Genomic DNA, 20,682 nt, shown 5'->3' on the forward strand with positions numbered 1-20,682 from the left:
ATTACGAACACCGCGCACATTACGGCAGTGGATGATCAGCAGCTGTCGAGGCCGCCAGCGTCGGTTTCGTTATGCGGGTCCCTTGTTCACGAAATCGTCGGCGAGATCCGCCGCGAGTTCGAGGTACGCACGTTCGGTCTTCTTGCTCAGCAGCAGCAGGTCGATCGGGCCGCCTTCCCCGAGGTGTTCGTCGAACGGGATGATGCGGACCGCTCGTACGCCTTGTTGGCGGAAGACGTCTTCGAGCTGACTCAGGTCGAGTGAGGAGGATCCCGGCCGTGTCGAATTGACTACCACCACTGCCTTTTCCACCAGGCGTTGATGTCCTTGCTCGTTGAGCCATGCCAAGGTGGAGACAGCCGATCGTGCGCCGTCTTGGGCGGTGGGGCTGACCACGACGACTGCATCCGCCTCGTCGAGGATACCCTTCATCGCTGAATGCATCATGCCGGTTCCGCAATCGGTGATGATGATGATGTAGTGCACTTCCAACGTTTTGAGCGCGTCGAGATAGTCCTGCTCGTTGAAGGCTTCGGAGGTGGCCGGGTCAGTTTCGTTGGCGAGGATTTCCAGACGACTGTCCCCCTGAGAGGCGTAGTGCCTCACATCGCTGTAAGTGCGGATGTGGTGATCTGCCAGCAGGTCTCGAACGGTGTATCGGTGCTCGCGATGCTCGCGATCGGCAAGGGTTCCGGCGTCCGGGTTGGCATCGATCGCGATCACACGGTCACCTCGTAGCGAGGCGAACGTCGACCCCACTGTTTTGGCTGCAGTTGTTTTTCCCGCCCCACCTTTGAGGGAAACGAAGGCGATTTGTACACGCCTCGCGAAGGCTGGTTGATCCGTTTGACCAATTCGAGGTACTCGAGCTCTGCCTGCGACTGACCCGGGTTGACCTTGCCCCCGGTCAATTTGAACAGAAAGCGGCGGAAACCTTTCGCCGGCGGGCGCTTCGCACGACGGATGATGTCGAGGTCGTCGATAGTGCGCCTCGGAGGGGTTGAGGATCGGAAACCAGAGGCGATTCCGGGGTTGACCTGACGCGGTTGAATGGCAGGTCCCTGCGGCGGTGCGCCGTTGTAGTGCTGTTGACCGTATTGGCCTACCGCTGGCGCGGCCGGCTGAGCGGTGGAATGAGGGTGGGTCTGACCCGCGCTCAACGGCTGCTGATACTGCGCGGTGTGAGAACGCGGTTCTTCAGTCTGCGGGGCCGAGGCGTTGTATCCACCAGTGCCGCGAGATCCTTGAGTGTCGACGCCGGCGCCTTGAGCAGGAAACGCTGTCGTCGGCGGATCCCATGACGGAGCTGATTCGACTGCGGCGTTGGGCGCACTCGACGAAGTGGTCGGGGGTACAGGCTGCGAGCTCGCCGGCGGCAGGTTCGAGGGCGACACGACCCGGACATTTGCGACCCGCGATGGACCAGGCGGAACCGGCTGTGGGTGCGCAACAGGCGCTTCCTGATTCAGGGTGGAGTCAACGTGGCGGGTGGACGACGGGCTCCTTTGCGCTGTCTCTGACTCCGCGTGAACACTCCGGATGTGATCGAGCGGATCGGGCGTAGTCGGTTGCGGCTTGCTCTGACGCGCCTCCTGCGGGGCGATCGGCTGCCAGCCGCCGTTTGGCCGCAGGCGCTCCGGCTTCGGTTGCGTGCGTGGGAGCTGACGGGACGAATGGCTGCGCTGGGGGTGCGGCGTCGACTGGCGATGATCTCTCATGCGGATGTGGTGCGTGACGTGCGACGCGGTCTTCGGTGTGAACTTGATGGCCGCCGCTGTCCAGAGGGTTCTCACCGTCATCGGCGCTGGCATCGAGCCATGGTGGCAATTCGGGATTATTCTGGTCGCTGGACATGGTCCCCCACTTTCGTTGGAAATTCGTTTTGGGCGATTTTGGCGAACGTATCACCGACTGGATACACGACGAGCAGTCAATATCTGCTCCCGTCTCCGGGATTCACACACAGATACGCGCTTCGCACGAAGCGGAGAGACTGCCGATAGGGTTGAAACCCTCATGAAGGGAACAGGATGAGTGCAACTCCGGATGGCTTGAACATGGCCACGCTCAATGCATTCCGCCCTATCCGGCACGATCTGGAGTCAATACGAGCGAAAATCGCTGCACACCTCGAAGATAATGACGGCTACGTCGCGTTCTCCGGCGGTAAGGATTCGCTTGTCGTGCTTCACCTCGCCCTTTCCGTGGAGCCGAATGTTCCCGTCGTCTTCTTCGACTCCGGAGCGGAGTTTCCTGAGACGTACGAATTCGTGCAGCGAGTGGCACAGGAATGGAAGTTGAACTTTCAGGTATATGCGGCAGAGCCCCCATTACTGGAAATGCTCTCCCGCGACGGGGGTTGGCAGCACGAACGCGCGGCGGACTACCCAAAGTCCGTTTCACTGCACGAATCATTGATTGCTGAGCCAGCTCGTCGCGCGCACGCCGACCACGGGCCAGGCGAGATATGGGGCGTACGCGCCGACGAATCTGTCAAAGGCACAGGTCGATGGTCGCTCTATCACAGCAATCTCGCGCTCGAAATCGAACGAAACTGCCGAACGTGTTGTGCCACTAAGGCGGAGCAACGCCAGGCACACGGTGGCTTGATCTCGCGCGCCGACGGAACTCGCGTGATTGGGCCGGCCTGGGATTGGAGCCGCGACGATGTCTGGGGCTACCTGGCTCGACACAAGCTGCCGGCCAACCCGATCTACGACAAACTACGTGGTCTCGGCGTCTCCGACGAAAACTTGCGGGTCAGCCATCTCATCGACGGGCACTTCCTCGAACAAGGCCGGGTCACGTGGCTACGACGCGGATGGCCGACATTGTTCGAGGAAATCGCCGATGCACTTCCCCGTATCCGCGAGTACATCTGACACCTAAGTGTGAAGCGGGTGTTAGTCGCCGATCTTGAACGAGTTTTGGGCGGAGTCGGTGCATTGGAGGTAGGACTCGGCATGGGAGCGGCCGTCGACGTACGGCCAGTTGCAGCGCCATCCTTCCACTGTGGCGAACCGCCCTTGACCTTCGATGACCACCGAAGTGTCATTGAGGTATCGCTCACTGATTGCAAGGGCCGTTGCGCACTCGACAGATCCGGTTAGGACGATCACTGGTTGGACGGCGCCTGTGGCGTGGGGGACGACTGTCCCACACAGGTCGCCAGCAGTTGCGGCGGACGCCGGCGAAATTCCGGGCTGAACCGGCGGGGCAGTACCTTGCTGGAGCTGCGACGTTGGAAAGGGATCAGCAGTTCCGGTGGTGATGCCCGCCTGTCCTCTGACGTCCGTGACGCCCGCCTGAGTGGGTGCTGTGCCGGACGTCGACGAGGCAGACGATTCACTGGTGGCGCTTGTCGTCAACGACTCGTTTTCAGATCCCGAATCGGTACACCCTGCAACTGTGGCCGCGGTCATTGCTGCAATCGCGATGATGCAGCGTCTGGTCGAACGTCGTTTCACAGTGTTCTCCATTGTCTCGTGCTGTTGATTAGTGTTGTACAAGTGCACTTTTCAGTTGCATCCTCTGCCCTACCTCGGTTAGAGTCAGTGCACTGAGATTGCACAGTGAGAGTCGGAGGCATCACCCTTTGGGTGGCCTCCGATTTTTCTTTGCGCCGGCAGTGTTGTTATTTTCGGGATGCTCGACCGCCGAATCGCCCGAAGCCGGTTCTACGAGGCTGAATGTCGACTTCCCTGCCAGGATCTCGGGGTGCATGAAGATTTCGGGGCGGCCTTGTGCGTCTGTGTAAGCCATGCTGAACCTCTATTTCTCAAGTCGCTTCGGTTGTCGTGATCTCGCGCAGTTGCACGACGATTCTTTCGCCAGGCGGCTGACCAGGCCGTTCGTAAGGGGCGTTGTGTATGGCGACGACTTCGACATGCATTCCTCGGGGCAGCACGTGCGCGGTGTTGTTTCCGCTATCGGATTGCCCCAGGTACATTCCGCGACTGGTTTCGATCTCGAAGGCAACGTCGTTGGGCCCGCGGTGTGCATCCAGTTCGTGAAGTGTGTGAGTGCCGGCCGTGAAGCGGTCGAAGGAAATCACCGCGCCTGGTTGCAGATTCGATGGCCAATCATGCTGCCCCGCTATCGGATGCGGCATCGTGACTTCGGTGTAGACCAGATGGCCTCGACCTGTTTTCGACTCCGCTGATTGGATCGCACGGTCGATCCGTTGGACCTCTTTTCGCTGTTTATCGTCAAGCAGAACAGCGTCACCGTTGACTCTCGACAGAGCGGCATTCGTCTCAGCCCATGTCTTCGGGTCCGACACCAAACCGTTCAACGCCCGATGTTGTGTCCCGGGCATTGTGTCAAGGACAGCACGTTTGGCCACCGATCGCGCTTTGCGTTGTCTCGAACTCAAGTTTTTGCGGAGCTCGATCTCACCGGGCAAGTTGCGGCGCAATCTCGCATCTGTGATCGGGGCAGTTCCCGGCCGAGGAAATGCGCGGTTGAGGTCCTTCGAAGCTCGGGTCAGGCTCATCCCTTCGGTGGCCGAGTCGAGGTTCCGTGCGGAAGCTCTTTCCTTCTCTCGCTCCGCATACCGTTGTTCCGGGATGACGAGAGCTTGCTTCTTCGTCGCTATATTCGAGTTTCCGCCGTCGACATCGACGACACCGGATACTCCGTCAGGGTTCGACCTGGTGTAACTGCGAGACATAGGGGTCCACTTCCTCGAACGAGTCAACTCACGCCGTTTTGCGATGCGGAGTGGGAACTTGAGTCCCCAAGGTCATCGCAGTGTCGAGGACGTCGGAGATGTTCCTGCTGGTTCGCCCGCACATCGCGCATTGGGCGGGAAGGTGCTGGGTGACGAGTTCCACGAAATGTATGTGGCACACCAAATGCGGAGTCGGGGTCCACCCGGCGCAGCAGTCTCTCAGAGTAAGAGCCCACTGCGCCGGACGGATATGAGTCACGTCGACGCCGGCTTGTTTCTCCAGTTCGCAGCTGGTGCAGCTCGGGAGGACACGTACGACCGAATCGATATCGAGCGGCGAGTTGTGGTCCATCATGAGCTCCTCTGTTCTGCAAAGCTGGCAGGCGATTTAGTCGTTGGTACCGGCGCTGCTGGGCTGTTCACCGGTGTGATTCGGTGATGCGGGCGGTGCGGCCTGGGACGTTGTTTCGGCGGCGGCCGGCTTCTGTCGACGAGCCTTCTTCTTCTTCTTCGGCGCCGAGTAGCCCATATCTGTGAGTTCACGCGCTGTCCAGCCACCGGAAATGGCTGTGTCGTATGCGGTTTTGATCGTGTCTTCCGCGCGCGCGTGCTCTGCGTCAAGCGATTCGAGTTCCTGGGCGTGCTTGGCAAGGAGAACCTCGCGCTGATCGAGTATTTCCTGCGCAGAGGCTTGCGCCTCACCAATTGCTCCGACAAGCGATACACGTGCCTGAAGAGCTTTGTGTGCCAGTGCCTCAGCGCTCTTGCGTGCTGTGTCCACTGCCTTCTTGTTGGTCGGTGTGGGGCTCATCTGTCATTTCTCCTTGGTTATTTCCGGATCTAGACCGCACGCAAGTGAAGCGCTGTGGAGGTCACTGGTGGTGACGCTCAACGCGTAGTCGCGGGCGACTGTCAAATAGCGTGCCGCATACTCGCATCCGTACGCCGTATTGGGGGGCATCCATTCATCGAGTCCTTTGTCGGATTTCTTCCCGTTGGTCGGTCCGTCCACGGCCATCAGGTTGCGATCGATGTCGTTGGCAAACTGGATTCGTTTGTCGACCGTCCAAGTCGAAGCGCCCATTTTCCATGCTCGGGCAAGGGGATACACGTGTAATCCGTAGCTAGTAGGTAGTGCCGTTGACATCATCCTGGGCTTCCTTCCACGGATTCGGGATATGTGGGCGACGGTGTTATCTGCAGGCAGCGAGGTACGCCGATGACACCGCCGACACGCACCGTTCGGGTGCATCGAATCAGGCAGGGTCGGGCGTAGCTTCGAGTTCAGGCGAACGGGAGCGGGCTGATGGCTACAGCGCAACGTGTCACTCTCAGCGACGGTGCAACGACCTGGACGGTGATCGACAGATCGTTCGGTCTCGTTGAGCCGGTCGAGGCATACCTCGAGTACGGGCGGCAAATCGACTTCCGGCCGAACACGACCCGCGCCTACGCACAGAGCCTGGCCCAGTGGTGGTCGTTCCTGGAAGTGACCGGCACATCGTGGGATGCGGTGAAGCTGCACGACTTCGGCGACTTCATCTCTGCCCTGCGCTACGGCGAGCTGGACTCGCCGGTCCGCGAACTCCGCCCCCGACCGACGCTCAGCGACAGCACGGTGAACCTCCGCATGCGCGCGGTGATGAGTTTCTACCGCTACCAGGCCGACAGCGGAACAGACGCTGCGCCGTTCCTGTGGAAGCAAGCCCAGGTCCGATCGGGCCGCTACCTCTCGTTCCTCGAGCACGTGGCCAGGCGAGCGCCGCAGAAGCGCGCAACTATCCGAATCCGCGCCGCCCGCAAGGCCATCCCGGTTCTGACGCCGACCACGATCGACGCCCTCCAAGATGCCGAGGCCAGCTACGACCCGGTGCTCGAGGAGTGGCGAGGTGACCTGCGATATCGGTTCCTGTGGGCAGTCCTGGCGGAATCGGGCATGCGGATCGGTGAAGCCCTCTCGTTGCAGCACCGCGACTGGATCACCGGGATCGGTGGCAAGAGCGCCCGGGTCGCGATCGTGAGCAGGGTGCACCCGCACGGCCTGTCCGCCAAGTCCGGGGAGCGCGAGGTCCACATCGGGTCGCGGCTCGATCGGCTCTACGCCGACTACGTGTGGTGGCTGTGCGATCGAGGCGCCGATGTGGCCCTCGATGATTGGGACAGCAGCTACATCTTCTGCAACGTGATGCGGAACCCGCTGTTCGCGCCGCTGCGCACCGAGTCGGTCTATGCGCACCTGCGCTCGATGAAGCACCGCGACAACGACTTCCCGAACCTGATGACACCGCACTGGTTTCGGCACACCCACGCCACTGCGCTGTTGCTGGCAGGGAGCCCCGTCCACACCGTCAGTCGCCGCCTCGGCCACGCGAGCGTGCAGACCACGATGAACATCTACGGCCACGTCACCGAGGACGCCGAGCTGGCCTCGGTAGCGAACTGGCGCGAATACGTCGCCGGATGGGAGTATCCGAATGCTTAGCCCAGCAACAGATCCCGCAATCACGTCCTGGTCGCGCAGCCCCAAGAGACTGCACCAGATCGATCCGGGCTTGGCACTAGCGGACATGTTCGACCTCACCATCGCCCGCAGGCTCTGGGACTCTCTGCCCGAAGAATGCCGCAGCGATCACTTCGACAAGAAGACGATGCCGGCGCACTACCGACCGGCGATCCGCGAAGTAAACGTCGGTGGGGGCTGGACCTCCTGCTACCTGAACTTCCGCGGTTTGCCGGAGCCGATGACCTGGGAAATCGCCTGGATCATTCATCGGCGTATCGAGCTGGGTCACTTCGTCCGCGTCATCGAGACGAATGCCGTCTTCACCCTGCTGCGCGCCGCGATGCATCACGACGACGAGTGCCGGTCGGCGCAATCGCTGCTGCACCGTTCGCCGGACGAGTGGGTGAGATCCGCACGGAAGGCTCAGATGCGCGGTGAGAAGATCGGCGAGTCTGCGTTCAAAGGCGGCACCTACCGCCTCGGGCACATGGCCGCCGTGCTCGGATACGCCTATCACCGCGGCCCGTGGTGGGAGCTGAACGTCTGGAACCCCAGCCTCGACCCGAGGGTGCCCCAACGCGACCACGAACCGCAAGGTCGCACGACCATGCACTTCACCAACCTGACCAGCATGTGGTTGCGCGAGGGAGCGAAGTACTGGCTCTCGGCGGGCCTGACCACGGAAAGGTACTCGTGGAGCACGATCAAATCGCGCCTGGACGCTCTGAAATGGCTGCAACGCTACATCGACACCACCGCCGATCAGGGCCCGTGCCTGACAACCGATCCACACCGCCTGCGGGGCTTCATCCGCGGCTTCTGCGACCTGCTCCTCGCACACCGCATCGAGTCCGGGGCGCGCGCGGGCAAGCCGCTGGCGACGAACCCACGCCGCCAGATCATGACCGCGATCGAACAGTTCTACCAGTTCATGTATGACCACCGGGACGAAGCCGCCACCGAACTCGGCATCAGCGCCTGGGCCACTCTGCGACCCGAGCACTGCGTGCTCTTCCGCCCCGAGGACAAGCCCCGCCTGGCCAACGTCAAGGCAGACGGCATGGTCCTCGAAGACGATGTCATGGCGCAGATCGCCGAAGGCAGCGGCCTGCTCGCACAGCCCGTGAACGAGGGCGGACTCGGCGACCTGCAAGCCTTCCACATCATGATGCTTCTGCTGCGCACCGGACGTCGCGCCAACGAGGTGCTGATGATGGACTTCGACCCACTCGAACCGATCCTGCGCACGCGCACAGACAGTGATCCTGACAGCGCGGGATTCGTCGCCCGGATGCGGTATCAACAGACCAAGATCGAATCGAACCTCGCACCCACGATCCCCGTGGACGAGGAGATCGTCACGATCATCCGAGCCCAACAAAAGCACGCCCGAGAAATGATGGCACACTTCGGAAACCCTGACGTCACGCCAAAATACCTGTTCCTTCGCACGACCCGAAACCGACTGGGCGACAAGCCTTACCCGCTTCCGACAATGCATCTGCGGTTCAGCAGACTCACCAGCCTGCTCAACATCAGAGACTCCGTCGGACGTCAGGTCGCGGTCTCCAAGACACACCGCTTCCGGCACACCGCCGCGACCAACCTCATCAACGCCGGAGTGCCGCTGCACGTCGTGATGCGCTACTTCGGACACATCTCTCCGGACATGACCTTGCACTACGCCGTGACCTCCGCTCAGACCATGGAGGAGGAATTCCTCCGATACAAGAAAGTCACCCGCGACGGCCGCACCGCCTCGATCGACAGCTCCGACCTCTACGACCTGATCCAGCTCGACAAGCGAGCCGACCGCATCCTCCCCAACGGCTGGTGCACGCTCCCACCGAAACAATTGTGCGATAAGGGAAACGCCTGCCTGTCCTGCTCGAAATTCGTCACCGACTCCACTCACGCCCCGCAGTTGCGGACCCAACTCACCGACACGGAAACCCTGATCGAACACCGGCAAGCAGTGTTCACCGCGAAGTACGGCGCCCCGATGGACGAGACGAACATCTGGCTGCACGGCCGCCAAATCGAGGTCGACTCGCTCAACCGGATCCTGCTCTCGATCAACGACGTCTCCGCCACCGACAAGGCCGTTCGCGGCCCCGGAACCACCATCTAGAGCAAGGAGAACCAGCCCGTGCCCGAACACCTCACCGCCGCAGCGCGAGCGCGCCACACCGAGACCAGAGCCCGCGCGGACGCGGCGCTGCTGGCACTCAGCAATGCAGGCGAGCCGGTCACCTTCGCGGCCGTCGCTCGCCGCGCCAAGGTCTCCACCGACTTCCTCTACAACCAGCCCGACCTGCGCACGAAGATCAACGACCTCCGCACCAGGCGGTCGCACCGCCGAACAACTCCGGAACAGATGACCGAACCCGGACAGCAGTCTGCACCGTCCGCAGTCAGAGCACTGTCCTCGCAGCTCAAGGAACTCAAACGGCGGCACGCCGAAGAGGTCGGCGAGCTGCGCACGGCGCTCGCGGTCGCCCACGGCGAGAACCTCGCGCTGCGGCGACGATTCACCGACTCCGGCTAGCGCCCTGCGGGTAAGCGATTTCGCCGCTCGTTCACGAAACACGACCCGCTGCCTCGGCATCGGCGGGAAGCGCCTGTCCGGGACACGTCGACAGGACGGTGGCGATCGCGTCTTTCTCCGCCTGGGTCACCCACAGTCGATACCGGAGTTTGACCGCGACCTGACGGGCCACATAAGCACAACGGAACGCCTTGTTCGGCGGCAGCCACGATGCGGCATCCGAATCACTCTTCGCCGAGTTCGGAGCCTGCGTGGTAGCGATGAGATTGAGCGGATCATTCGCCAGATCGATCCGCTCGGCGGCCGACAACTGCTGCGCGCCCTTCTGCCACGAATCACCAAGAGCGACGACATGCTCGATCGGGACGAGCGGCGAAGTCGTCTCCCCACGAACGAAATTCACCGTCGTCCCGGTATACGGATCGTGAAGAACTCCCGACTGCACCACACACGGCGGCGAGACCACACCCGAGCGGACCTTGCACGTGACGTCCACAAGGTCACGGGACAATATGTCCTCGCGAGTACTCAGCGAGTTCCCGCCCCACATAACGGTGTTCGTATCAGTCCACGCGACCCCGAACTCGCTGCGCGCATACCCCGTCTTCGGCGCACGCCCCTTCACCGCAAGCTGATCCAGCGCCGACAGTGCCTCATCGACCTGCACACCAGGCGCAGAAGTTCCCGACACCGGAGCGGCGAATACCGACCCACCATCAGCGGGAAGGACCGAGCAACCAGACACAGTGACAACGAACGCCGCAGCTACCGCCGCGACCCCGGTCACGCGCTGGCGCATCACAAGGCCACCACAGCAGTGAGCGGCATGTCATCGACATAGTGACCAGCAGAAAGAGGAAGACTCCTTGACAAAGCTGCTGATAACACGTGGTCAATCTGAACGGCAGTCGAAGTATCCTGTCCCCGAACAAAATTGATCGTCTTTCCAGTGTAAGGATCAGCCAACGTGCCAGAGAGAACGACACATTGCTTCTTTCCTTCTTTGAAGACCACGTCAGTCAGCCGCGAAGCCAACAGATTATTGCGCGTATCGCACCCGTCATGCCCGAACTCCACATCGACATCATCAGACCAAGCTTGACCGAATTGATCTCTGCTGTAACCAGTTTTCGGAGCACGCCCCTTCACCGGAAGGGTCTCCAACAGCGCGACGGAGGAAGCCACATCAACATCGTGCTGACCGACAGAGCTCTCCACAGACAACGATCCTGCTGGGATCACATCCGCCAACGTCGTACTGCAACCGGAAATCGACAATCCAACAAGGGCAGTGACGGCAACCAGGAGGGAACGGGAACGCACCAAGCGATTATGCAACGTGAAACTCCTAAATCATATGCAGTGCAGAGGATCTACACTCTTATCAACAAAACTCATGAGGATGATGTCGGGAAAACCCGACATCAGACCAGTCGTGCTACACATCCACCGAACCCAATCAACCGGCCACATGCGTGATTGAACATGCCATCGTCCCTATCCGTGCGGTCGAATCGGTCGACCGTCACACGACCTGACCATCGTCACTCACATAACTCACACCGTCGACATCGAACGATGGAGCCCCTACCAGCGAGGTTTTGAGATATGTCAAAACTGCGTGCAGATAATGCGCGAATCGCAACCATCGTGGCCGCCTGGTCCGTCGTAGTCGTCGGTCCACGCAGGCCCGAAACTGCAGGATTCTCTGAACAAGAATTCAAGCTTGGTAATCATGTGGAAGTCCTTCCCGAGATCGATCCGAATCCAGGCATTCCGAGGTCAGTTGTTGCCGATCCTCGTTTCATCGTGGCATCGACCTGTGCGATCTTGTCCCTGACTCCGGTGTAGCTGACCTGCAGTCCTTCGACTTCACCCAGCCAGCCTTCCTGTTTGGCTTCGATGATGCGGGCTTCGAGGTTGTCTCGGATTTCTTCGAGCCTGCCTCGCTGCGTTGGATCCGGCCGCAGGAGTGAGCATCTGACGCAAGCATGCTCATGGATGCAGGGTGTGCCGAACGACCGTGCGCAGGTCCCGACCGATACTTTCCGCTTCTCGAAATGAGACAAGAACGCATCCCATTCCTCGTCGGTCGGTGTCCGGTATTCCTCACTGGGTCTCATCGAACGACGACGCGCGATGAACGCTCGATGCGCTTCGATCGTTTCCGAGGGGTAGACGGCCTTGTAGCCCATCGTCGTGTCAATTGTCTTGTGCCCGCAAATAACCTGTGCGATATGGGGTGGCAGGCCGTTCATGATCGCGTCGGTGACGAATATTCGCCGGAAGTCGTGGGGCTGAAACATCAACGGATCGCCACTGGCATCGGTGAGAGCTGCCACGGTGAGCGCATTGATGAGGAGCTTGCGGACGAAACTCGGTGGGATCGCTCGGCGTTCGTTTCCGATTCCCCGCTGAAAGAGCAGCGGCATCGGCGGATTCCACAGCTTCTCCTGCGTATCGTAGGCAGCCACGAGCGGTATCGATCCGTTGGGTTGCCGCGAACGCTGAACTACCGCACTGAGGACTTCCGCAAGCTCGGGACTGACCAAGATCAGCCGCTCGGTATCGGTCTTCGATGGAGCTATCTGCAGCAGCGGAACCAGTTCACCGGTACTAGGTAGTCGATATTCGGTGATGCTGTGGTGACTGAGCTCGAGGAGCTCTTCATGACGGATACCGCTGAGCCGCAACACTTCGATAGTGGCGAATGCCCAGAATGCTTCCTCGTCCTCGTAGGTGAGATCGCGGCGAACACCGGTAACAGTATTGTCGGCCCATACGACGCGGCCAGTTCCCCGACGGATCAAGGATCGTCGCAGTTCTCCGTCGGTTCCCGCGATCACCTCACCTGGTTCGGTGTTCTGCGCCGCAACAAGTAGAGCCGCTGCGGCCGCGCGGCGGTCAGCTGCGGACCGAACCAACTGCGACAGGACAGGCAATCGCTCGCGAGTGCGCTGATCCATCCGCGCTTTACGGTGTTTGAGTTCCTTGCCTCTTTTGACCTCGGCGTCGCTGATCGGGCAGGGCGCCACCCACTGCGCCCAGCGTGCCGGATCTTCGACGGCCCAGTGCGCGAGGTCGAGATAGAACGCACGCACTTGCAACAGATTGTCTTTGTAATTCTTTCGGGGCGAAGTTGTTTCGTGCTTTCGTCCCGCCGCGTCGACGGCGGTGCGTGTGATCGATCTCAGGTCGTCCTTCCATGCTCGGGCAACGTCAGGCGGCAGCGCCAGGGTGTCGATACCGGGGGCGAGTGTCTCGACGCGGCTCCAGAACAGCCCGGCGAGTCCTCGGGCACGAGAGTTGAGACTGGTGTAGTCCAGCGCGGGTTGACGCTCGCGCAGATAGTCGATGAGCAGAGCTCGGATCGGTTGGTTCTCGATCGGGTAGCGGTCGACGAGTTGTTCGATCGTCAACTGTCCGACCGGAGCGCCGAACGCACGGATGCTGTGTGGTGCATCCTCGGGAAAGATGCCCATCGCACGTAGTCGCAGGTAGAAATCGATCTTCTTCTGACCGCGGCGGGAGTGCACCTGCGCCATCGTTTCGATCAGCTCCACGCAATCGCCGACAGTGATCTCCGCGACCGTCCCGCCTTTGGATACCAGCAGGGTCGCGATTCTGGTCGCTGCGATTCGTGCATCGTCTCGCGAGGTATCCGGCTGAGTGGCAGCAAGCTCGTCCAACCGCGCGAATCCGTCCGGATCTCGCAGCTTTGCCATCATCGGCGCGAGAAACGGGTGCGCCCGGGAGAGCATCCACGGCAACTGCGGCCGGATCACGTCCAGGCACAGCAACATCAGCAGTCCTGCAGCCAGGTCGTTGCGATCATGTCTGACAGGGCGCCCGTGTCCGGCAATCCATTCCACCGGGAGATCGGCCCAGGAGGTTGTCGCGCCGTAACGAGACCCGCGGATGTTCTCGGCGCCGCTGGCGAGCCACCGGGCTTGCCAGGTATCGCCTGGCACCGAAGCCAACCAGGTCAGTATCTTGATCACGCCCCGGTGCCGTCCGGCTCGGGTGGTGACCGCAGCCTCAGCAAGCACCGAGCAGTTCAGTCGGGCCTCGACCTCCTCAGCAGAGGCAGCGGTGTGCGGCCACCAGAGTTCACCTTCGCGTGGTGGAAACTGTTTGTGCAGTTGGCGAATCCTCGAATGCGGCACCGGTGTGACCTCGAAGCGTTCCGGGCGGGTCATGTGCTTGACGGCAGTGCTCACAACGGCCTCCCGAACAGCACGCTCAACGCTGCCGGATCGTATCCAGGAGCAGGAGGCGGCGACGGAGCCCGCGGATGTTCCCGCTGATCAGCAGTACGAGCGTGGTGGGCCAGGACGCTGGCGATCACCTCGTCCTTATCGGGTGTCAGATAAATTTCGGTCGTCGACAAATGGGCGTGCCCCAACACCTCTTTGACCTCCACCAAGGACAAGTGCGGGTCGTTGGCCATCCGCCTCGCTGCACTGTGACGTAAGTCGTGCAGAGTCCAATCCGAACCGAGGGTAGCATTCGCACGCTCGAACATCCGATGCGCCGCATGGTAATTCAACGGGCGGCGAGGCCTTCGCAGTGTCCACCACAACGGTTGCATCCGTCCGAGTGGCACCTCGCCCCGCAACTGCTCCTGATACAACCGCAACCAGACGAACGCGTCCGCCGACGCGGGTACCTGCTCCACCGCACGTGTTCCCTTGCGCACCACAGTAATCAACTGCTGCCCCGGGTCGACATCGCACTCGCGGACTCCCAACAGCTCCGACGCTCGCACCCCCGATGAAATCCAGAACGCCACCAACGCCCGGTCCCGATCCGACGACAACGCCGCGAACAACTTATCGAACAGATCCTCGGGAATCGCTCGGGGAATCCGCTGCGAGACCCGAGGCCGGTAGCGCCCCACACGCTCAGGTGCCCAATGATCCATCGGATTGTGGTGCGCATGAGCCCGTCTCGACCGGCGAGAGAGATCGAGAGGGAACGGATTCAGAAGCGGGCCAGTCCCCGCGTCCCGATGAAAATCGTAGAAACTTCGCAGCACCGTCTCACTGTGCGCCACTGTCGCCGGCGAGTACCCGGCCCCCAGAGCCGGTTTGCCGGTGACAGGATTCGGCGATGCCGCAGCAGTAGCAGCCGCCTCGGCGCTGGCCGGCACCACTGATCCTTGTCGTGCCTTCGCCGTCAACTGGATCCAACAACTGAAATCGCGGGCATCGACCCGATCGGCACGATCCCACGCCACGTCCACAGCGTGAAGGAACCGCCACCATCTGAGCAGATCCATACCGTACGAACGCACCGTCGCCACCGACCTCCCGGAAGCGATCAGCTCCCGGAAGAACACCTCGACGGACTCCACTCGTTCACCGTCGCTGCCCTGCAAGACGTAAGGCTCCGCCGCCTGACCTGTCGCTATCAACCGACCCACTCGGGCCACCACAAGCCCCGACAGATCTCTCGAACTTTCCCCTTCGCTCATGTCCGCAAGCTACCGACCCACATCGACCCCACCCCTTCAGACCTGCACCATTCGGCATTTAGTTCAGTCAACGGGGCCTCTCCCTTCCCACAACCCCTCTGGTAGCCCGAAACGTTCGGAACCTGGTCTACGGCCGACGAGCTCTCGATTAGGCCCGCGACTTTCACCGCGCTCTGTAAAACCTCTGCGCTCGGGACTTGAGGAGGTACAGCAGGAGCTGCGTCCGGATAGGTGGCCAGTGCAACACCTGCCGCGACAGCCGCTCCTGCAACCCATGCCATTGCCTTGGATGTACCTGAGATTTTCACAGTGCCCTCCCCGATCAGTTTGTTGGTTCGGACCATAACGACGACCCAATACACTTTGGACACGTCATTTGTGAAATATAGCCGTTAACCCGCGAAGACAGCAGAAAAAGATCCTCTGAACACTGGCGGTTCAGAGGATGATGTGAGTATGGATCTTGCGGTTACCAGACGAGTTCCGGTTCCATTCAACCGTTCAGGGCGAGGGCTAGCGCACAACCCGCGACAAGACCCGGACCGGCGGCAATTTCTCGCGCTGTCTCGGTTGATCGAGTTATGCGCCTCTGAATGATCGTGCCGATCACCACTGGGAACAAGACGATTACCGGCCAAATCAGCCCGGCAACTACGCTCGGCCAACCCTGATATCCGAGCACAAATCCTAGACTCAGGCTTAACCTGACGTCACCCAACCCCACCCCTCCCCTCGTGGCCCATGCCACAAGCAGGTACATCAGCGCTGTCGCGAAACCGCCCGCGACCGCACGAAGGATCGCTGACGCATCTGAATCAAACAGCCCTGCAACGACAATCAGCAAAAGCGTCAGTGTCGCTGCGGTGTAGGCGGCGGAAGTCGGAATTCGCATCGTTGCTTGATCAACGACCGCACACCACACAGCAATAGTCGACAGTGCCAGGACGGCAGGCAACGCTGCTCCCATGTTCGCGAATTCTGTTGCCAGAAGCCAGAAAACGGCCGTGAAGATAGAAGCAATGTGGGTAGCTGCGCTGGTCACTTCGAAGGGGATGTCCGCATCGCTGCACCACACAGTGACAGCGGTTCGCAAACCGCGCGACGCCATCACGGCGCAGATCAGAGTAATTCCCACGGCAAGTGCGCCAGAAACCACACGATTTTGGGCGTGGAGCGCCTCAGCAGTGCTATCAAGAAGTGTCACGCCTCCCGATGCAAAGAGGACAACGAGAAGAGAGACGAGAACTCGGATGGTGGACAACTGTGGTCGCGCGGCGCTACGCAACATCCGAAACACTCTCGCCATGAGCGGCACTCTTCGTTCTCATTCGAGCACGATAACGGACCAGTCGTGTGTTGGCTGCTCGCTCGTCGCAGCTGAGGACGTCGGCCAGTCGCGCGACGGGCCACTTTTGCGACAGCGCCACCTTCACAATCGCCTCCTGATCTGCGAGGGTGAGATTGATGGAGCGCTCCCCATTCAGGCGACGTTCGACGGCAACAGGATCGAGCGATTTGAGACCTCGGGGACGGTGCGGGCGGGCTCGATAGTCGTCGATCTCATCGTCATCCCACGCCAACGGAGGCGCCCAGCCCTGAACATCGCGCACCCAATCTCGAACTGCGGGATTCGGAGCTTCCGATGTCATCGAAAGCTCGTCGTAGAGACGATCGATCGACTCCCACAACGCAACACGAATCAAGCCCTTCTCGGGCAAGGATTCCAGTACTGCCTGCGAAACACCCAGGCGCTGTGCCAGATCACTGAACGGGAACCCCATCGCGACCAGCGCACGGATGCGTCGTTGCGCACCCACACCCGGAGTCCTCTTCCGATCGTCAGAAGGGTGAAACGTCACGGCAAGCACTCGTTGCGCGACGGATGCATCGATCGACTTTTGTGTTTGCGAACTGATCGTAGAAAGCGCCTTGAGGCTGACCTTCGCCGAGCGCGCGATCATGCGTCGAGTCAGTCCGGCTTCTTCAAGAACTTCCAGATGCCGGCGCGATCCGTCGGAATTGAAAACCGTGGTGGACCTCAGGCGGCGGGAGGTTGTCCTAAACGTCCCGCCGCCGGAGGAGGAGCGACGTGAAACGTCGTCCAACCGGGATCTGGAGTCAGGGGACCAACCCGTTCTCACAGACTCCGGCTCCGCGGACCGGTAAGCCGGCCTGCTCTCCACTCTAGCGGTGGAAGCCGGCAGCGGAAACAGCCCGTCGTCTTCGTCGGTCGGCGAAGTCAGTGTGCACGGTGCAGAAGGCATGCGCGAAACAGCGTTATCCAAGGACATTGGATTCTCTTTTCGGTTGTGTGTGCACGGATGGTCAGTCCGTGTCCCAGCTAGCGATTCGGACGATACCGCAGCGTCGACCTCGTCGTCCAGGTTGACCGATGCGATGCGACCGATCACAACCGATCCCCAGACGCGAGCCGGCGATCGATCCGTCGCTCATGGAGCGCCCGAAGTGCGCTGAATCCGCACACCGATGCAGCGATCAAGACTGCCCCACAGATAACGAGGCGAGGTAAGTCGAGACCACCGATCTGGCCTGGAAACGTCAAGAGCGGCGACTCCGACGCGGCGACAAGGATTTTCCGCTCGACTAGCCAGGTCAGCGAACTTCCCCACCACCCGGGCACGAGCGCGATGACCAGCGGGACGGCGAATGGTGTCAGACACAGCAACAGGAAAATATCCGAGTCCGACAAGGTGTTTCGAGAATTCGAGTTCGTCATGGATTTGTCCTTGTCTATTGAACTGGTTGTGGTTCAGGCGAATTCGAGAGCTCGACGCCGCGAGACCTCGCCGTCCCCTGGGACCGACAGAACGCCTTCGGAGTCGCCGTCACCGCGCCAGGTGATGGCGTAGTGGTCGTCGTCGAATTCGTCCGGGCCCGGGTCACTGTCAACCACGGCCCAGTGGTCGGTGTCCTCGTCAACACAGATCAAGTCGCCTACCTGGATGTCCCCTGGAGAGCTCGCGGCGGGTTCGCTGAAGCCTTCCCAGTCATCCTCGACAACGTCATCGGCAAGCAACTCCGGAACGACAGTGAGTGCGGGCCGGGCGTGGGCAGACTCGGCAGCGTCAAGGAGATCTTTGGTGCGGGGTAGCCGCTTGGAGTAGATTCCGAGAATTTCGAGCGGGGTGGCGCCTCGGGCGCTATCGCGCAATCTTCCTTTGGCGCGCATCGCGACTGGATCGCTGTAGGGATGGTCCTCTGCACGTCCCCACGGCGCCATCGCGTAGTTGTGGAATCTCAGTTCGACTTCTTCCGAGTCGCCTTTGTCGATGTCGACCTCGTCAGGTTCGGGGTCGAGAATCAGCAGGCGCGGATGGCGAGCCACTGCGGGGCGAAGTACCTCGAAAAGCTCGTAACCTTCATCGCCCGGGCCCACCTTGCGCGGATCCGGTGTGCGATACGTCTGGATCTCCACTGCGTCATTCGCGTCGTTGACCGTGGTGGCGCGGCCGCGGCATCCCCGTGGAATTGAAGTGCCGATACTCATCGACTCCCACATCATCTGCGCACCTTGTGGGGAGAGCCTGCCCATGGAGACGCGCATCCGGAAGTTGTCGCGCATGTCGCCACCGAAATATTCGGCGTCCGGGCGCTGGGTGCCGAGAACCATATGCACCCGGGAGGTTCGACCTTTACGGGCGATCGATCCGACCTCCTGCAATGTACGAGGCTTGGTGGGATCGCCCTTGCCTTTGATCATCGAGTACCAGTTGAGAAGGTTGCCGCGGAAATCCGCGAACTCGTCGATGAACAGCACCAAAGGTTCGAAGTCGGTTTCTTGAGCTTCTCCGGCGATGATCGCTGCGTATCGCTCTTCCATGACTTGCCATGCACGATGGATGACAGCGACTTGATGAGCGATCTGTGCCGCAACGATCTGCACGTTCGGCCAGTCTTGGAAACCGAGGAATTCGACTCCCTTGCCGTCTACGACCCATACGATCCAGCCATTGGCCGTGACCTCGGTCAAGACTGTGTGAGCGGTGACTGTCTTTCCTGTTCCGGAGGAACCGACCAGCATCATGTGTGGGTCAACAGCTGGCCGCCAGTACATGACGTGACCGTCTTCGTCGATGCCGTACGGGATCTTGACGCTGTCGTAGTTGATCAAGGGGTTGTCATCGGAAAGAACTGGAGCGGGGTGCCACACGTTCGTCTTGAAATTCGGGCGGACCTCGAATCGAACTGTGTCCTTTTCCAGTTCCCACTTGGCGCGCCAGCGCCCTGACAGCAACCCGGAAACGGTGCGCTCGATTCGGTTGCGATACCCCGACGGCGCTATTTTCGTTCCGACTTCGTGGCTGGCTTCCAACGCACGCAACTCGCCCGTCACTGGATCGAACTCCGTCTTCGTGATCTTGCCGGTGGGTCCGAGCAAGGTCAGAACGGTGCGTTTTGCACGCGCGATGCTGGCAGCTTCCTCAACAGTCTTTTCTTCGCTGGCCCGAGTCGGAACGAAGATGATTCGCCGGCGCCGTGTGTCGTGCTTTTGCAATCGGTACTCGCCCCACGCCTGACCGGAAAGCACCTCGTTGATGCGCGCAATGAAGTGCTCGTCGAGCGACAATTTCGCCGACGCGTATCGGATCACGAGGCGCCCAGGACGCCCAGGCCACCCTCGCGTATCCCACCGGCTGGCTTTGATTGTTTCCCGACTCGGCGCGGCAAGTCCTAGTTGAGGGCTGAGCTGTTCGATCGCACGGTCGACCTCGACGTCACGCATTTTCGCGCGATAACCCAGAGCCCCCACGCCGACTGCCGTCGCGCCGCCGGCTGCGGCGATCGGCACCGCCCACGCACTCTGATCGATGATCGAGGCGAGACTGGCGAACACTGCGCCTCCGGCGGCGGTGATGGCGGCGTTGCGCAACCCGGGGTGCGGGCGAGCTTCCAGTGGCGGGGACTGCGCGGCGATCTGGCGTGCGGAGGCAAGTTCCATCGCACGCGAAACGCCCTTTTCCATCGAGGCGGTCATGCCCTCACCTCCGCCGCGGGAAGGCAATGCACGCAAGATCCGAGGTGCACGAGCGTCGCCGCCGGCACATCCTTCGTCGCTCCGCTGCTCGGGTACGAGCGACTTGCCACAATTCGCGCCGAGTTGCCCGTGACTCCGAACACGAGGACCGAGGTGATGGTCGGTTTCTGCTTCGCATTGGCGATGCTTGTCGGACCCGTTGTGGTCGTCATCATTCGTACCTCCGTCTGGGACGAGCCGGAATTTCGGCTCTCATAAGAGAGGAGGTTCGGATGAACGCGTTCTGTGACAGGTCGGCACAAACTTTTTTTGCCAGCGTGGTCGGCCGATGGTGGACGGTGCGTGGGTCACCGGTGACCTACCGATTGGTGATCGAGGTGAATCTCCTGGTTGAAATGTCCTGACTCAGCGAATCTGATGCCGCAACGAACCTTCGACCAGCGGTGCATCAGATGGCCTGAGTTGCCACGTTCGACATCGGCTCACT

19 protein-coding genes are annotated in these 20,682 nt (G+C 61.0%); 4 read left to right on the forward strand and 15 right to left on the reverse strand.

Translation table 11 applies throughout. From position 1 onward, the window contains the following. Positions 1 to 69 precede the first annotated feature (69 nt). Positions 70 to 759 carry a MinD/ParA family protein gene (locus tag RA302_RS32290; RefSeq protein ID WP_230587723.1) on the reverse strand — a complete coding sequence of 230 codons (690 nt, stop codon included), beginning with the start codon at positions 757 to 759 and terminating at the stop codon, positions 70 to 72. Then, positions 720 to 1,811, reverse strand: coding sequence for a hypothetical protein (locus RA302_RS32295; protein ID WP_261943924.1), 1,092 nt, complete (start codon positions 1,809 to 1,811; stop codon positions 720 to 722). The genes RA302_RS32290 and RA302_RS32295 overlap by 40 nt, the downstream gene beginning before the upstream one ends. A 219-nt stretch (positions 1,812 to 2,030) precedes the next feature. Between RA302_RS32295 and RA302_RS32300 the strand changes: the two genes are divergently transcribed. Continuing rightward, positions 2,031 to 2,882, forward strand: coding sequence for a phosphoadenosine phosphosulfate reductase family protein (locus tag RA302_RS32300; protein ID WP_021334666.1), 852 nt, complete (start codon positions 2,031 to 2,033; stop codon positions 2,880 to 2,882). Positions 2,883 to 2,903: 21 nt separating this feature from the next. Here RA302_RS32300 and RA302_RS32305 read toward each other — a convergent pair whose 3' ends face one another. The 4 genes from RA302_RS32305 to RA302_RS32320 form a co-directional block, all read right to left on the reverse strand. Next, positions 2,904 to 3,467 (reverse strand): hypothetical protein, encoded by a 564-nt coding sequence (locus RA302_RS32305; RefSeq protein WP_030538008.1) that lies wholly within the window; start codon positions 3,465 to 3,467, stop codon positions 2,904 to 2,906. Positions 3,468 to 3,778: 311 nt separating this feature from the next. Beyond that, positions 3,779 to 4,672, reverse strand: a complete 894-nt coding sequence (locus tag RA302_RS32310; protein ID WP_021334669.1) for a hypothetical protein — start codon at positions 4,670 to 4,672, stop codon at positions 3,779 to 3,781. Between the two features lie 388 nt (positions 4,673 to 5,060). Further along, the gene (locus RA302_RS32315; protein WP_051721009.1) at positions 5,061 to 5,483 is read right to left on the reverse strand and encodes a hypothetical protein; all 423 of its coding nucleotides are present in this window, start codon (positions 5,481 to 5,483) and stop codon (positions 5,061 to 5,063) included. A 3-nt stretch (positions 5,484 to 5,486) separates the two neighbouring features. Continuing rightward, the gene (locus RA302_RS32320) at positions 5,487 to 5,924 is read right to left on the reverse strand and encodes an HNH endonuclease family protein (protein ID WP_149357535.1); all 438 of its coding nucleotides are present in this window, start codon (positions 5,922 to 5,924) and stop codon (positions 5,487 to 5,489) included. Between the two features lie 54 nt (positions 5,925 to 5,978). Between RA302_RS32320 and RA302_RS32325 the strand changes: the two genes are divergently transcribed. Genes RA302_RS32325 through RA302_RS32335 form a run of 3 tightly spaced genes read left to right on the forward strand, consistent with a single transcriptional unit; the run spans position 5,979 to position 9,723 of the window. Beyond that, a complete protein-coding gene (locus RA302_RS32325; protein ID WP_021334719.1) occupies positions 5,979 to 7,154 on the forward strand; it encodes a tyrosine-type recombinase/integrase in 1,176 nt (391 codons plus the stop codon). Further along, complete coding sequence (locus RA302_RS32330; protein WP_080656790.1) at positions 7,147 to 9,306, forward strand: site-specific integrase; 2,160 nt, start codon at positions 7,147 to 7,149, stop codon at positions 9,304 to 9,306. Before RA302_RS32325 ends, RA302_RS32330 begins: the two co-directional genes overlap by 8 nt. Before the next feature lie 18 nt (positions 9,307 to 9,324). Continuing rightward, the gene (locus tag RA302_RS32335; protein ID WP_021334717.1) at positions 9,325 to 9,723 is read left to right on the forward strand and encodes a DUF6262 family protein; all 399 of its coding nucleotides are present in this window, start codon (positions 9,325 to 9,327) and stop codon (positions 9,721 to 9,723) included. Between the two features lie 31 nt (positions 9,724 to 9,754). On the opposite strand, the gene RA302_RS32340 is transcribed toward RA302_RS32335, so the two are convergent. From RA302_RS32340 to RA302_RS32380, 9 genes are all read right to left on the reverse strand, one after another. Further along, positions 9,755 to 10,522, reverse strand: a complete 768-nt coding sequence (locus tag RA302_RS32340; RefSeq protein WP_021334716.1) for an HNH endonuclease family protein — start codon at positions 10,520 to 10,522, stop codon at positions 9,755 to 9,757. Beyond that, positions 10,522 to 11,046: a hypothetical protein gene (locus RA302_RS32345; RefSeq protein WP_215515681.1), complete on the reverse strand. Its 525-nt coding sequence runs from the start codon at positions 11,044 to 11,046 to the stop codon at positions 10,522 to 10,524. Before RA302_RS32345 ends, RA302_RS32340 begins: the two co-directional genes overlap by 1 nt. A 410-nt stretch (positions 11,047 to 11,456) precedes the next feature. Further along, a complete protein-coding gene (locus RA302_RS32350; RefSeq protein WP_011133408.1) occupies positions 11,457 to 13,943 on the reverse strand; it encodes a site-specific integrase in 2,487 nt (828 codons plus the stop codon). Further along, positions 13,940 to 15,199, reverse strand: a complete 1,260-nt coding sequence (locus RA302_RS32355; RefSeq protein WP_011133407.1) for a site-specific integrase — start codon at positions 15,197 to 15,199, stop codon at positions 13,940 to 13,942. The genes RA302_RS32350 and RA302_RS32355 overlap by 4 nt, the downstream gene beginning before the upstream one ends. 493 nt (positions 15,200 to 15,692) lie before the next feature. Continuing rightward, positions 15,693 to 16,505: a prepilin peptidase gene (locus RA302_RS32360; RefSeq protein ID WP_080656770.1), complete on the reverse strand. Its 813-nt coding sequence runs from the start codon at positions 16,503 to 16,505 to the stop codon at positions 15,693 to 15,695. After that, positions 16,477 to 17,304: a hypothetical protein gene (locus RA302_RS32365; RefSeq protein WP_338481247.1), complete on the reverse strand. Its 828-nt coding sequence runs from the start codon at positions 17,302 to 17,304 to the stop codon at positions 16,477 to 16,479. Before RA302_RS32365 ends, RA302_RS32360 begins: the two co-directional genes overlap by 29 nt. A 302-nt stretch (positions 17,305 to 17,606) precedes the next feature. After that, on the reverse strand, positions 17,607 to 17,936 hold the full coding sequence (locus RA302_RS32370) for a hypothetical protein (RefSeq protein ID WP_030537893.1): 330 nt from the start codon (positions 17,934 to 17,936) through the stop codon (positions 17,607 to 17,609). 33 nt (positions 17,937 to 17,969) lie between these two features. After that, positions 17,970 to 20,195 (reverse strand): FtsK/SpoIIIE domain-containing protein, encoded by a 2,226-nt coding sequence (locus RA302_RS32375; RefSeq protein ID WP_051721005.1) that lies wholly within the window; start codon positions 20,193 to 20,195, stop codon positions 17,970 to 17,972. After that, positions 20,192 to 20,407, reverse strand: a complete 216-nt coding sequence (locus RA302_RS32380; RefSeq protein WP_218694649.1) for a hypothetical protein — start codon at positions 20,405 to 20,407, stop codon at positions 20,192 to 20,194. Before RA302_RS32380 ends, RA302_RS32375 begins: the two co-directional genes overlap by 4 nt. Positions 20,408 to 20,682: the final 275 nt, after the last annotated feature.

It is taken from the genome of Rhodococcus sp. DN22 (assembly GCF_036669995.1).
Classification (GTDB): domain Bacteria; phylum Actinomycetota; class Actinomycetes; order Mycobacteriales; family Mycobacteriaceae; genus Rhodococcus_F; species Rhodococcus_F erythropolis.

Bases quoted from the DNA above. Each gene is read 5' to 3' on its own strand.
- RA302_RS32370 (WP_030537893.1), bottom strand. From the start codon at position 17,936: ATGACGAACTCGAATTCTCGAAACACCTTGTCGGACTCGGATATTTTC.
- RA302_RS32355 (WP_011133407.1), bottom strand. From the start codon at position 15,199: ATGAGCGAAGGGGAAAGTTCGAGAGATCTGTCGGGGCTTGTGGTGGCC.
- RA302_RS32315 (WP_051721009.1), bottom strand. From the start codon at position 5,483: ATGAGCCCCACACCGACCAACAAGAAGGCAGTGGACACAGCACGCAAG.
- RA302_RS32360 (WP_080656770.1), bottom strand. From the start codon at position 16,505: ATGGCGAGAGTGTTTCGGATGTTGCGTAGCGCCGCGCGACCACAGTTG.
- RA302_RS32300 (WP_021334666.1), top strand. From the start codon at position 2,031: ATGAGTGCAACTCCGGATGGCTTGAACATGGCCACGCTCAATGCATTC.
- RA302_RS32325 (WP_021334719.1), top strand. From the start codon at position 5,979: ATGGCTACAGCGCAACGTGTCACTCTCAGCGACGGTGCAACGACCTGG.
- RA302_RS32340 (WP_021334716.1), bottom strand. From the start codon at position 10,522: ATGCGCCAGCGCGTGACCGGGGTCGCGGCGGTAGCTGCGGCGTTCGTT.
- RA302_RS32310 (WP_021334669.1), bottom strand. From the start codon at position 4,672: ATGTCTCGCAGTTACACCAGGTCGAACCCTGACGGAGTATCCGGTGTC.
- RA302_RS32375 (WP_051721005.1), bottom strand. From the start codon at position 20,195: ATGACCGCCTCGATGGAAAAGGGCGTTTCGCGTGCGATGGAACTTGCC.
- RA302_RS32320 (WP_149357535.1), bottom strand. From the start codon at position 5,924: ATGCACCCGAACGGTGCGTGTCGGCGGTGTCATCGGCGTACCTCGCTG.
- RA302_RS32380 (WP_218694649.1), bottom strand. From the start codon at position 20,407: ATGACGACCACAACGGGTCCGACAAGCATCGCCAATGCGAAGCAGAAA.
- RA302_RS32295 (WP_261943924.1), bottom strand. From the start codon at position 1,811: ATGCCAGCGCCGATGACGGTGAGAACCCTCTGGACAGCGGCGGCCATC.
- RA302_RS32330 (WP_080656790.1), top strand. From the start codon at position 7,147: ATGCTTAGCCCAGCAACAGATCCCGCAATCACGTCCTGGTCGCGCAGC.